At 59.2% G+C, this 12,150-nt stretch carries 13 protein-coding genes and 1 pseudogene; 12 read left to right on the top strand and 2 right to left on the bottom strand.

What is annotated here, in order from left to right; translation table 11 throughout:
- Window positions 1-8: 8 nt before the first annotated feature.
- Window positions 9-455: a MarR family winged helix-turn-helix transcriptional regulator gene (locus J3R84_RS32270; protein ID WP_057225319.1), complete on the bottom strand. Its 447-nt coding sequence runs from the start codon at window positions 453-455 to the stop codon at window positions 9-11.
- A 151-nt stretch (window positions 456-606) separates the two neighbouring features.
- On the opposite strand from J3R84_RS32270, the gene J3R84_RS32275 reads away from it, so the two are divergent.
- The 8 genes and pseudogenes from J3R84_RS32275 to J3R84_RS32305 form a co-directional block, all read left to right on the top strand.
- The gene (locus tag J3R84_RS32275; protein WP_203529920.1) at window positions 607-1,374 is read left to right on the top strand and encodes an alpha/beta fold hydrolase; all 768 of its coding nucleotides are present in this window, start codon (window positions 607-609) and stop codon (window positions 1,372-1,374) included.
- Between the two features lie 294 nt (window positions 1,375-1,668).
- The gene (locus J3R84_RS32280) at window positions 1,669-2,208 is read left to right on the top strand and encodes an RrF2 family transcriptional regulator (RefSeq protein ID WP_057208198.1); all 540 of its coding nucleotides are present in this window, start codon (window positions 1,669-1,671) and stop codon (window positions 2,206-2,208) included.
- Between the two features lie 216 nt (window positions 2,209-2,424).
- Entirely contained in the window at window positions 2,425-3,075 is a 651-nt protein-coding gene (locus J3R84_RS32285) for a response regulator transcription factor (RefSeq protein WP_057225322.1), read from the top strand.
- Window positions 3,076-3,416: 341 nt separating this feature from the next.
- Window positions 3,417-3,812, top strand: a complete 396-nt coding sequence (locus J3R84_RS38940; protein WP_057225325.1) for a hypothetical protein — start codon at window positions 3,417-3,419, stop codon at window positions 3,810-3,812.
- A gap of 290 nt (window positions 3,813-4,102) precedes the next feature.
- On the top strand, window positions 4,103-4,861 hold the full coding sequence (locus J3R84_RS32295) for an SDR family oxidoreductase (RefSeq protein ID WP_057225327.1): 759 nt from the start codon (window positions 4,103-4,105) through the stop codon (window positions 4,859-4,861).
- A gap of 212 nt (window positions 4,862-5,073) precedes the next feature.
- Window positions 5,074-5,208: a hypothetical protein gene (locus tag J3R84_RS38600; RefSeq protein ID WP_255569928.1), complete on the top strand. Its 135-nt coding sequence runs from the start codon at window positions 5,074-5,076 to the stop codon at window positions 5,206-5,208.
- A complete protein-coding gene (locus J3R84_RS32300; RefSeq protein WP_225906546.1) occupies window positions 5,208-5,423 on the top strand; it encodes a CBS domain-containing protein in 216 nt (71 codons plus the stop codon). The genes J3R84_RS38600 and J3R84_RS32300 overlap by 1 nt, the downstream gene beginning before the upstream one ends.
- 24 nt (window positions 5,424-5,447) lie before the next feature.
- Window positions 5,448-6,122: pseudogene (locus J3R84_RS32305) on the top strand (mechanosensitive ion channel family protein); the annotation flags it as partial.
- A gap of 6 nt (window positions 6,123-6,128) precedes the next feature.
- Here J3R84_RS32305 and J3R84_RS32310 read toward each other — a convergent pair.
- Window positions 6,129-7,189, bottom strand: a protein-coding gene (locus J3R84_RS32310) for an IS630 family transposase (RefSeq protein WP_113569768.1) whose coding sequence is annotated in 2 segments (ribosomal slippage) — window positions 6,129-6,697 and window positions 6,697-7,189 — 1,062 coding nt in all. Because the reading frame shifts where the segments join, the coding sequence is not laid out codon by codon here.
- A 169-nt stretch (window positions 7,190-7,358) separates the two neighbouring features.
- On the opposite strand from J3R84_RS32310, the gene J3R84_RS32315 reads away from it, so the two are divergent.
- The 4 genes from J3R84_RS32315 to J3R84_RS32330 all read left to right on the top strand — a co-directional run bounded on the left by J3R84_RS32315 (window position 7,359) and on the right by J3R84_RS32330 (window position 12,024).
- Window positions 7,359-8,099 (top strand): cyclic nucleotide-binding domain-containing protein, encoded by a 741-nt coding sequence (locus tag J3R84_RS32315; protein WP_239637599.1) that lies wholly within the window; start codon window positions 7,359-7,361, stop codon window positions 8,097-8,099.
- Between the two features lie 51 nt (window positions 8,100-8,150).
- Window positions 8,151-8,744, top strand: a complete 594-nt coding sequence (locus tag J3R84_RS32320) for a glutathione S-transferase family protein (RefSeq protein ID WP_207207689.1) — start codon at window positions 8,151-8,153, stop codon at window positions 8,742-8,744.
- 254 nt (window positions 8,745-8,998) lie between these two features.
- Window positions 8,999-11,629 (top strand): PAS domain-containing protein, encoded by a 2,631-nt coding sequence (locus J3R84_RS32325; RefSeq protein WP_171521014.1) that lies wholly within the window; start codon window positions 8,999-9,001, stop codon window positions 11,627-11,629.
- A gap of 29 nt (window positions 11,630-11,658) precedes the next feature.
- Window positions 11,659-12,024 carry a response regulator transcription factor gene (locus tag J3R84_RS32330; protein WP_171521013.1) on the top strand — a complete coding sequence of 122 codons (366 nt, stop codon included), beginning with the start codon at window positions 11,659-11,661 and terminating at the stop codon, window positions 12,022-12,024.
- Window positions 12,025-12,150 lie beyond the last annotated feature (126 nt).

The raw sequence follows: 12,150 nt of genomic DNA on the forward strand, positions 1-12,150 counted from the left end.
TTTTCGAACTATCCCGCCCCTGCCTGAAGCCTGTTGCGTAGATCGTCGATCGTTTCGCGGAGGGTATCTAGGGCCTTCGCGTCCAGCGCAACCGCATCGCCGATGCAATGCATGACATGATCGGCCTGCCCCTGCAGGGCGCGGCCTTTCTCCGTCAGGTGCAGAAGCACCTCGCGTTCGTCCTGGGGGTTGCGCGTTCTCGTAATGAACCCGGCAATGTTCAGGCGCTTGAGCAACGGCGTAAGCGTGCTGGAATCAAGGAAGAGATTGTTACCCAGCTCCTTGACGTTCTGCCCGTCGCGTTTCCAGAGCGACACCATGACCAAGTACTGCGGGTACGTCAGGCTCAGCTTGTCCAGCAACGGCCGGTAAAGCTGGGTGAATGCGTGGCTTGCGGAATAGAGGGAAAAGCAGAGCATTCCGGCGACCCCGGGATGGTCGTCTGGCTTCGTCATGGCGATCTCCTTTCCAAACAAATAAATCGTGCACGATTTATTTGCAAGCGGTTGACAACCACGTTTCGGCAGCATAATAGATTGGACACAAATGAATTGCACACAAATAAATAAAACCTAAACCGAGATCCGAACCACGAAGGAAGTCGTCATGTTCAAACTCGCCGCCACCGTTGCCTTTGCCGCCGCCCTCCTTTCCGGCAGTGCACTCGCCCAGCCTGCAAAGCCCACTGTCGTTCTCGTCCACGGCGCTTTCGCCGACTCCTCCAGCTGGAATGGTGTGACGAAGATCCTTCAGAAGGACGGTTACACAGTCGTTGCCGCGGCCAATCCCCTGCGCAGTGTCGCCGGCGATGCGGCCTATGTTTCCGACATCATCTCGAGCATCAAAGGATCTGTCGTCTTGGTCGGGCATTCCTACGGAGGCCAGGTGATCTCGACCGCTGCCAATGGCAAGGACAATGTCAAGTCGCTGGTCTATGTGGCAGCGTTTGCTCCGGAAGCAGGGGAAGCAGCTGCCGATCTCGCCGGTAAGTTCCCGGGCGGAACGCTTGGCCAAGCGCTCGCCGCTCCGGTCAAGCTGGCAGATCGCGGCGTCGATCTTTCCATCGACCAGGCGAAGTTTCATGACCAGTTCGCCCACGACGTTTCGATTGAGGATGCGGCATTGATGGCCGCCGGCCAGCGCCCGATCACCGAAGCCGCCTTGACGGAAAAGTGCGGTTCGCCGGCCTGGAAGACGCTGCCCTCCTACTTCATCTATGGGGATGGCGACAAGAACATCCCTGCGAAGGCACTCGGCTTCATGGCCGAACGGGCAGGCTCAAAGCACACTGTCGTTATCAATGGTGCATCCCATGTGGTGATGGTGTCGCAGCCCAAGGCAGTCGCGGACCTAATCGAAGAGGCTGCACAGTAATCTTTGCAAATTGCTGGTGATCAAAGGCCGCCATCCGGAAGGGTGGCGGCTTTGCCGTAAGAGCACGGCTCAACCAGTCACGTTCGCGAAAATCCATCGGTGTCAGGATGTGCGGCATGCCCAATCGCAACTCACCCAAATCTGCCAATTGCCGAACTCCGATGATTGCTTTAGCGGAATTGAGAGACGTTCCTGTCTCCGGCGGTCGCTGATTTTGTACCGCGACAGTACCGCTTCGCCGGCGGTTCAAATTAGTGCTTGCCAGCCATAACGCGGACAATTATAGTCCGCGTTATGGCGCATATGACGGCAGGTGTGGAATACGGGCTGCATTGTCTCCTGTGGTTGGCAAGTTCGCCCGGAACGCCGCTGAGCAACCGCGACCTGGCGGATTTTCAGGGAATTTCCCCTAGTTTTCTGGCGAAGATATTTCCGAAGCTGGAAAAAGCGGGGATCGTATCCGCTTCCGAGGGTATCAAAGGGGGATATCTGCTCGCAAAGCAGCCTGGAAATATCACGGTTCTGGAGGTTGTTGATGCGATCGAAGGTAGGAAGCCCTTATTCGACTGTCAGGAGATCCGTGGTCGCTGCGCCGTATATCGGGAGCGGCCGCCGTCATGGGCAACGAAAGGCGTATGCGCAATCCACGCGGTGATGTTGCGCGCGGAAAAGGCCATGCGGGATTCTCTTGGAAGCGAGACGTTGGCCGACATTGCCGGCGACTTAAGCCGCAAGGCGCCGCCGGAATTTTCTGACGAAGTCCGTAAATGGCTTGCCGACAGGACGAAGGGCCGAACCCGAAGCGGTGCAATAGAAGACGGAGCATTGTCCTGACGGGCTGGAAAAGCGGACATGGGTTGCGGCTGGCAATTGCAGCCGGGGCTGGCAGAGATGCGGCCGGCTCGGGCAGATGAGGATTTAGAGTGATGAAGGATATATTCATCTTGGCCGGCAACGGCACCCTTCACTCGTCGGCGCGTATTCGGTCGCAGTGCGGCAAGGTTAGCGCGCTGCGCATGGTAGCGCCTACAATCTGCCGGAGTTGATGAGATGGGCACCCCAGCTGTCGTTGCGGATAGTCCGCTGGTTCTTGTAGTCGATGATGACGAAAATGTTCGCAACTCCCTGCAGGAACTCATGGAATCGGTCGGCCTCGACGTCGCCTGTTTCCCTTCGCCCCGCGAACTGATGAGCGCCGGCCTTCCCGACCGGCCCGGGTGTCTGGTGCTCGACGTCCGCATGCCGGGCGCGAGTGGCCTCGATCTGCAGCACCAACTCTCGACGCGTGGGGTAACGAAACCCATCATCTTCCTCACGGGATACGGGGACATACCGATGACCGTGCAGGCCATGAAAGCCGGGGCCGTCGATTTCCTGACGAAACCCGTGCGCGACCAGACGCTGCTCGACGCCGTGATTGCCGGTATTCGGCGGGACGTGGAGCAAAGGGCACAGGCAGAAAACATCCACCAGCATTCCACCCGATTTGCGACCCTTACCCCACGCGAGCGGCAAGTTCTTCGAGAAGTGGCGCGCGGGCGCCTCAACAAGCAGATCGCTTTCGAACTCGGCATCAGCGAGATCACCGTGAAGCTCCACCGCAGCAATATGATGCGCAAGATGCGAACTATTTCCGTCGGAGAACTCATCCGTGCATGGGATTCACTGCCTTCCAGCCTGCGCGAGAAGCCGCAAGCGTGAGCTTACGGCGGCGGCGTCGCGCCGCTTTACGTCCATTCTCATTTCTTAAAAAAATGTTTAGTCGCGGCGCACAGCGCCGCGCGATGTCGTACTTCACTGTTTCGCCAGATACGTGAAGACTGCGAATTCGCTACAAAACTTTGTGCAGCCGATCATGAGCTGAAGCCGTTGCTCTTAACGAACTGCGATTGCGGTGAACTCAGTCAGGGCGCATCCTAATCACCCGATCTATCATACCTGTACTCTGGGACTAGATGGCCGATGCATGTGTTCGATAGGCCGGCGGGCCGCCGTGATGCATTCTCCTGACCGGCCGAAAAGGCTCTAACTGGAGACGTAAGATGCGCGATATCATCAAAGCTCTCGCGCTCGCCGCAGCGGTGGGCACCATAGCTACCGCGTTCGCACAAGCAGCCGATTCCCAGGACAAGCCGACGATCGTGCTGGTGCATGGCGCGTTTGCGGAGTCGAGCGCGAACGACGTGATCGGTGCACTGGCGGTCAACACCGAAACAGCCAGCGGAAATGCGAACGTGACGGCCTCGGTCGACCTCGCCGCCGTCGCTCCGGAGGCAGGTGAATCCAGCGTAAGCCTTTCGGGAGAATTTCCCGGCAGCACGCTGGCCGACGCGTTAACGACGACTACGCTGCCGGAGGGCGGCAAGATCTCTACATTCGGCCGGACCGGTTCCACGATCAGTTTGCCGCCGATGTGCCCGAATGCGCGGCGCGGCTGATGGCAGTTCCTCAACGTCCCGTGGCACAGGTCGCCGAACCGTCGGGCGTCGCCTCGTGAAGACGCTGCCTTCCACGCAATTTGCGGTTCCGCAGATCGCAACATCCCGCCGGCGGCAATGAGATTTATGGCGAAGTGTGCGCTTACCTTGAAGACCCTTAGCATTCAGGGCGGGTCACATGCCCTGACGGTCTCGCATCCATCGCCTCGCTATCGAGGAAGCAGCCTCCGCGAAGTAACGCCGGCGAGCAACCCGCAAACCCGACATCAAGCTAAACCAGGAGATTGAACATGAAAATCGTCGTCATCGGAGGCACAGGCCTCATTGGTTCGAAGACCGTTGAACGGCTTCGCAAGCGTGGCCACGAGGTGTTGGCTGCCTCTCCGAATTCGGGTGTAAACACAGTTACCGGAGAAGGCCTCGTCGAAGCGTTGGCCGGTGCGCAGGTCGTGATCGACCTGGCGAACTCGCCAAGCTTCGAAGAAAAGGTCGCCATGGAATTCTTCGAAGCGGCCGGCCGCAACCTCTTCGCTGCAGAAAAGACTGCAGGCGTTCGCCATCACGTAGCGCTGTCGGTCGTCGGTACCGACCGCATGCAGGCGATGGGGTATTTCCGCGCCAAGCTGCGCCAGGAGGAGCACATCCGGAATTCCGGCATTCCCTACACGATCGTCCACGCGACGCAGTTCTTCGAGTTCGTGGGGGCCATCGCTCAATCGGCGACCGAGGGAACGAATGTTCGCGCGCCCACGGGCGCTTTCCAGCCGATAGCAGCAGACAATGTCGCCGATGCCATGGCCGATGCCGCTCTGGCCGAGCCGGTAAACGGCGTAATCGAGATCGCCGGTCCGGAGCTAGCCCCTATGAACGAGTTCATCGCGCGTTACCTCAAGGCTACCAACGATCCGCGCACCCTCGTCGCTGACCCTAACGCCTGTTATTTCGAGATCGAGATCAATGACCGGACACTGGTTCCGGACGACAGCGCCCGCCTCGGCGCGATCCACTTCGAGGATTGGCTACAGTCCCCCGCCGCCCAGAAGAAGTAAGCGCCCGCGCATATTCCATTTGGGTTCGCCGTCCCGGCAGACCTCTGCTCACCGACCCTAACCGCAGCCCTTGTCTGGCATCGACAACGCTATGGCACCGGTGGCCGGCGCCATAGCGATTCTAACCAACACCGAGATACCCGGCTGTGCCGACGAGCGCTGTCAGGAGGAATCCATGCGCATTGAAAAACTCTATCCCATGACGTCGGCTGATGTTGATCGATGTCGCCGCGACGCTGCAGGCTGCTGCCCTGACGCTTTCCAATCCGGGGATCGAATTGGCCGTCGTCAGCGAGGAAGGCGGCAAGGCGGCGGGGGTGCTCAGCAAATCCGATCTCATTCGCTGATGAGTCGCAACATCATTTCCTGCAGCCCGGGCGACGAATTGCAGGCCGCATGGCAGGTCATGATGGAAAACCGCATCCAGAACATGCCGGTCCTCGGCAACGATGCGAAACCGCTCGGTGTCCTGGATATCCGCGACGCGCTGAGAGTGCTCTTCGAGCAGGAACAACTGCAGGAACATATGTTGGCGAACTACATCGCTGGCATTGGTTACTAATCGCCGGATCTTGGGACGATCGTCATGTTTCAAGCATATCTGATTGAAATCGCCGCTGCGCCGCTGGCATGGCTGATTATTCTTGGCCTGACCGGAATAGCCGTGTGGAAATTCATCGGTCCGACGCGCTCCAATCTGCGGCTTGTGGTGCAGATCATCTTCTTTACGGCCATGACTTCCGTCATCGTTCTCGCAGATATTCCGCTTGGTCAATCGCAAGGCCTGGGTATTGGCGACGAGCAGGCGGCTTTCATCGTCTTCGCCCAGTTGCTGTGGTGGCTCCATCTCTCTTGGGCCGTCATCGGGTTCGTGCGGATCTATCTGGTTCTGGAAGGTAGGCCACGCGAGGCCCGTTTGCTGCAGGATATCGTCGTCGGCGCGGTTTACATGTGCGTCACGCTCGCCGCCCTCGCTTTCGTTTTCGGCGCCCCTGTTGGAACGCTGATTGCGACTTCCGGCGTCATAGCCATTGCGCTCGGCCTTGCTCTTCAGAACACACTCGGCGACGTATTTTCCGGTGTCGCTCTCAATCTCGGGCACACCTATGTGCTGGGCGACTGGATCCTCCTTGAGGACGGCACGGAAGGACGCGTCATTGCAAGTACCTGGCGCTCGACGCAGATTTTAACGGGCGCCAACAATATCGTGGTCCTGCCCAACAGCGTCCTTGCGAAGCTAAAGCTGACTAATACCAACCGTCATTGATCAGAACCCTTGCGCCCATTGCCGTCGGCCAATTGACATGATTTTCCATGGCCGCTCCTGTAGTGTTCGCCAAGCGTAGCAGCAGTGGTCGACGATATCCTCGTAGGACTTGAAGACGCGGTTGGATAGCCAGTTATCCCTCATGAACTGCCAGATGTTTTCGACGGGATTCAGTTCCGGCGATTTCGGCGGCAAAGGCAGGATGGTGATGTTTTCTGGGACGGCCAGGTTGTTGGACATGTGCCATCCCGCCTGGTCCATGATGAGAATGGCGTGCCCATCCTCAGTGACGTTTCTGGCGATTTCAATCAGATGCTGGTTCATGGCATGAGTATCGCACCAGGGCATGACGAGGGCGGCGGCCTTGCCGTGCTGGGGGCAGATCGCGCCGAAGATATAGGCCGAGCGGGTGCGCTGGTCGTGCGGCGCAGATGGCCTTGATCCACGCTTGGCCCAGCGGCGGGTGATCTTGTTCTTCTGCCCGATACGGGCCTCGTCCTGGAACCAGATTTCGATCACTTTGCCCTTGGCGGGACCGGCGGCGATTTCTGCCACAGTGGTGGGGAAGTTTTTTTAAATGCCTCAGCCGCCTCGGCATCCTGCGCATGATGCCTCGGGCGAGCCGAGAGCTTGCGGTAGCCCATTGATCGCACTTCGCGACCCAAGGTCTCTTCACTCACCGAGACCCGGAACTCTTCCCAAATCCACTGGGCCAGATCACACAGACGCCAGCGAACGACGCCGTCGAGATAAGGCGTGGGGCCGCGCTCGATGGCTTGTGCCAGGGCTGTGCGCTGATCTTCGTTCAACAGTGACGGCTTGCCCGGAGCCTTCCCGTTGACCAGCCCGTCGGGACCGCGTGCGTTGAAGCGAACCACCCAGTCGCGCACGATCTGAACTGTCACGCTGCCGATCCGAGCAGCATTTGCGCGAGAGCCGCCATCATAGATCGATGCGAGGGCGAGAAGACGCCGAGCTTGGTCGGCATCTCGTGTCTGCCGAGCCAGACGCCGCAACCCATCCCCATCATACTCTGACCGCAACGAAATCGCCGAACCCATCGCAAACCTCCTGTTTGCGCCATCGATTCAGATTCGTCGGCTTTTGGGAATCATGAGAGTCAGACTCAGTGACGATTGGTATAATGTCAGCCGGCCGGATGAGACGCATCTTCTCAAGAAGACGGTACGGGTGGTACCGACACACGCTCCTTCGTTTATCGAGGAGGCCATGCTGACGGTTCTGGCGGGCTGCAATTCCATCATGCGGGAGCCGCCGCCCTTGGTTTCGCTGAGCGGCGTGGATGCAACCGCGCTGGAAATTCATCTGTTTTTCCGGGTGAGCAATCCGATGCTGAGGATGAAGGCGCAAAACGAGGTGATCGACCGCTTCTACCGACATTGCCGATCCGCCGGTATCCAGCTTGCGATGCCGCCCTCGGCGATGGCCACCATCAATGGAACCCCGTCGAATGAAACAGCCAGGCCACCTGATGTGACGCTGCAGGAGGTCATCGATGAAAATCCAATCTTCTCCGGACTGACGCGACCCGAAAGAGAAAAATTGGCCCAATCGGGCATAGAGCGTGAATATCGCAAGGGGGATGTCATCGTCTCCCAGGGACAGTCGCTGCCCTCGATGACGATTATCCGCACCGGCGTCGTATCGATGCAGCATGACCAGCAGGAACACCGGCGCCTTTCGGCGGGCGACTTCTTTGGTGAAACCGGGCTCCTCGCGGGAATGCACGAAGCTTACACGCTGCAAGCGCTGACGCGGATCGCCGCCTACGAGATCGACCAGAAGAGTTTCGCGCGCCTGATCGCCGACCGTCCGGCGATAGCCGAGGAGGTCGCGGCGATGCTATCCGCATGTTCCGGCGACAACAGCCAGCTACCGATGGCAGCGGCAAAACACGAACGGAGCGCCTCCGCTTTCTTGAAGTCGATCCGGACGATCTTCAGCACCTGAATGTCGGCCGCAGGCCGAAAACCATCGAACACACCAAAGAAGGACGAGACCATGGGCGTGAAACTCTTTTACGCGCCGGGCGCCTGCAGCCTGGCGAGCCACATCTGCCTGATCGAAGGAAACGTGCAGTTCGAAGCCGAACATGTCGATTTGAAAACGAAGATTACCGCATCGGGGGATGATTTTCGCGCGGTGACCGCCAAGGGATATGTGCCGGCGCTGATGCTCGACAGTGGCGAAGTCGTCACCGAAAATGTTGCGGTGTTGGCTTATCTAGCGGGAGAACTGCCGGCGCTCGACGTCAGCGGCGAGTTGGGCCGTACCCGGCTGATCGAGGTGCTAGCCTATCTCTCCACGGAAATCCACAAGAGCTTCGAATCCTTATTCCTGGGTGCCAACACGAAGGAACACGCCAAAACTAGCGCCTCCATCACCTATCGCCTTCAGTATCTCGCCGACCATATGCGTGACGAATACCTGTTCGGCGATCATCCGAGCGTGGCCGATTTCTATCTGTTCGTGATGATGAGCTGGGCCAAGATCTTCGGCGTCGAAATCCCGGCGCCGCTGCTTGCGCTCGATAGGCGCCTGCTGGCGCGGCCTTCGGTCCAGGCCGCGTTGAGGAGTGAAGGGCTCGCCACCTGACAACCGCCCGCGTCTCTCCAGACAGGCCTTTTAGGCTCCTCCGCGTCAGCGGCGGACGTCTGTCCGGCGCTCATAGTGGGTACGCCTCAGCCGCGTTTAAGGCCAAAATTGCCTTGCGAATCTTCGCCCTATCCTTCGGAACAGGTGTTTTTGTCGCAAGCTCCCATATACCTTTCTCATAAAATAGGCCGTAGTGCTGTCTCGCTCTAAGACGCACCATGGCAATTCCTAGTGCAATGGGGTCGGGTTGAGGCATGTCGAACTCCGCCGGAACGTCGGGGATGGATAGTAGTGGTGGATCGCAAGGCCCACCCGATATCGATGCCGTACAGGCGGCGAAGCTGGTCGAGCGGATCACCGGCAATGCCTGGGCCGCCGATGCCGCGGGCAAACTTATCTATGTGACACCGGCCGCGCTCGCCTTTTTCGGCGCAAGCCCGGAAAGCCTCAATTCGCAGCCGGATAAGAATACGTTCGACTGGAGACGGGTCATCCACCCGGAAGATTACGATGCAGCCGCTGTCGCATGGCGCCGGTGCTTGCAGACGGGCGAGCAATACACTGTCGAGCACCGAACGCTGCGTGCGACCGGAATCTATGGCTGGGTGCGCAGCACCGGGCAGCCGATCCGTGACGGGGAGGGCGCAATCGCCGGATGGTACGGCACGCTAAGCGACATCGCCCTCCCCGAAGACACCGATAGCCCGCATGCCGGTCGACCCGCTTGGGACCCCCTTTTGTCGATGGACACGGTACATCCGCACGACAGGCTAATCGACGAGCAGGCGGCTGCGCGAGCCTTCTTTCACGGCATCCCCCAGATCAGAAGCTACCGCCAGCTTCAGGCGGATAGCAGCTACGAGCGGGTTGCGTTTCGTGTGGAGCCGGAATACGGGATCAGCATCGAAGTCGATCCGGCTGTGGCACGCCAGGCCGAGTCCTGGATGATCGCGAGCTCGTTGGGTGAGACGGCTGATGCGGTCCAGGCCGCTCTTGCCGTCGAAAAGCTCTATGGCGGCGCTTGGGCGATCGACGTCACTGGACAATTTACCTATGCAACTCCAGCGGTGCAGACCTCTATCGCGATGACGCTTGAGGATCTCAACCTTCTGCTGGATGGCAAATCCTTCCTGGAAGGGGGGCGTCAGGGCTGGCAGCGCGGCACGCATCCCGACGATAGCGAAAGAATGGGAGAGACAGTACGACACGCGCTCAGGACAGGCGAGCATTGGAACTTCGAATGCAGGATCCTGCGTGCCAACGGCGCTTATGTCTGGCACTGGGCTGCAGCCCGCCCGACGCGTGATAGGCAGGGTCGTATTACCGGGTGGTATGGAACTGCATTGGACATCGACGTGTATAAGAGAACCGAGGCTGCACTCCGCGAGCGCGAACGGCAACTGCAGCAGCTTATCGATACCGTGCCGGCGCTGATCTGGAGCGCGATGGCCAACGGAGCTCCGACCTATGTCAACAAACCCTTCACGGAAGTCACTGGGGCCACGCTCGAAGATATGATCGCGCCGGATCAATCGGCTTCGCTCGGCGTCGTTCACCCCGAGGACAGGGCGGCGGCGCGAGAGGCTTTCCTGCATTCGGTCGCGACAGGCATCCCGTATATTCAAAGATACCGTCAACACCGTGTCGGCGGTGACTATCGCTGGACCGAGACGCGGGCCGAACCGCTGCGGGATGAATTGGGCTCGATCGTCCAATGGTGTGGCGTGAGCTCCGACATCCACGACCTCATAACCACCCAGGAAGCGCTACGCGAGAGCGAGCAACACCTCCAGCAACTCGTCGAAACGCTGCCCGCGTTGGTCTACTGCGCCTTGCCGGATGGCAAGCCGATATATCGCAGCCAGCGGCTCCGCCAATATCTCGGTTTCAATCTCGAAGAAACGGATGGTCTCGGAAAATCCCGACTGGAAGGCACGCTCGACGCCGTGATCCATCCGCACGATCTACCTGCCGTGAAGGAACGGTATGCCCATTCGCTGGCGACCGGCGAGCCCTATTTGCTACGACATCGCCTACGGCGCTTTGACGGCGTGTACCGTTGGGTGGAGACCCGTGCTTCGGCAATGCGCAATGGTGACGGCGAAATCGTTCAGTGGAATGGCATCTGCCTGGATATCGAGGATCAGGTCCAGACCCAAGAGGAGTTGAGCCGTGCCCAGGAAAATCTCGCCCGCTCAAGTCAGGCCGCCAGCCTGGCAGAATTATCAGCCTCAATCGCGCATGAGGTGAACCAGCCGCTTTCGGCAGTGATGAATTATTCCAGCGCCTGCCAGCGCTGGCTCACCGCCGAGCCGCCCAATATCGAACGCGCCCAGAAAACGCTAGATCGCATAGTTCATAGCGCCAATTCCGCAGCAGATGTCGTCAGCCGCATTCGCGCCCTCTTCAAGCAATCGACGGATAAGCGTGACAGTGCCGAGCTTGGCGCCGTCGTCAGGCAGGCGCGTGAACTGCTTGCAGAGGAGGCGGGTCGGCGACGCATCAGGATGGATATCGAAGGCGAGAGTGGTCTCCGGCTCGTCGCGTTCGACCGGGTGCAGATTCAGCAAGTGTTGGTCAATCTCATGCGCAACGGCATGGATGCGATGGCTTCCGTTTCGAACGACCGTGTTGTCCAGATCCGCGCCTTCCGGGCGGGGGATATGGTGCGCGTTGAGGTCAAGGACAGGGGGCGGGGCGTCCAGTTCCCCGACAAGATTTTCGAGCCGTTTTTTACAACCAAAGATCAGGGAATGGGCATGGGCCTCGCAATTTCCCGCTCGATCGTAGAATCGCATGGCGGTCAGTTATGGGCAGAAAAGAATGAACCGAGCGGCGCGAATTTCGTGTTCACCCTGCCGCTCGACGTGGCGAAGATGCCATGAACCAATAGCCTGCCATAGGGAGGAACGGTATGAACAAGTCTGTGGTAGCGCTCGTCGACGACGACCCGAGCGTGCTTGCTTCATTGGCGGAACTCCTGGAATCGGCGGGATACGAAACCCGCAGCTTCCTCTCGGGCGAGGCGTTGCTCGCTTCCGGGCTTAAGGGCGTTGACGTGTTGATTACCGATATCGGGATGCCCGGTACTGATGGATTCGAACTCCGAGATCTTGCCCGGCAGCAGAACCCGCAACTGCCGGTATTCCTGATCACGGGGCGCCATGAAATCGCCGATCAGGACCGCGCACGCTCCATTGACGGGTTTTTGCGAAAACCTTTTGCAGGGCACACCCTGCTTGCGGCCGTTCGCGATGCCCTGGACGATCGACAGTTTTGATCAGAATCCACGCTTTGGCATAGCTCCGTCCGCCCGGGCATCGCGACTGTCTTATCAAACAACCAACCGGGTGGAGGGGGCGCAAATGTCTGTTTACATCGCCGGTCGCAGAGTTTCGCGTGGGAG

The organism is Ensifer canadensis, from assembly GCF_017488845.2.
Taxonomy (GTDB): Bacteria; Pseudomonadota; Alphaproteobacteria; order Rhizobiales; family Rhizobiaceae; genus Ensifer; species Ensifer canadensis.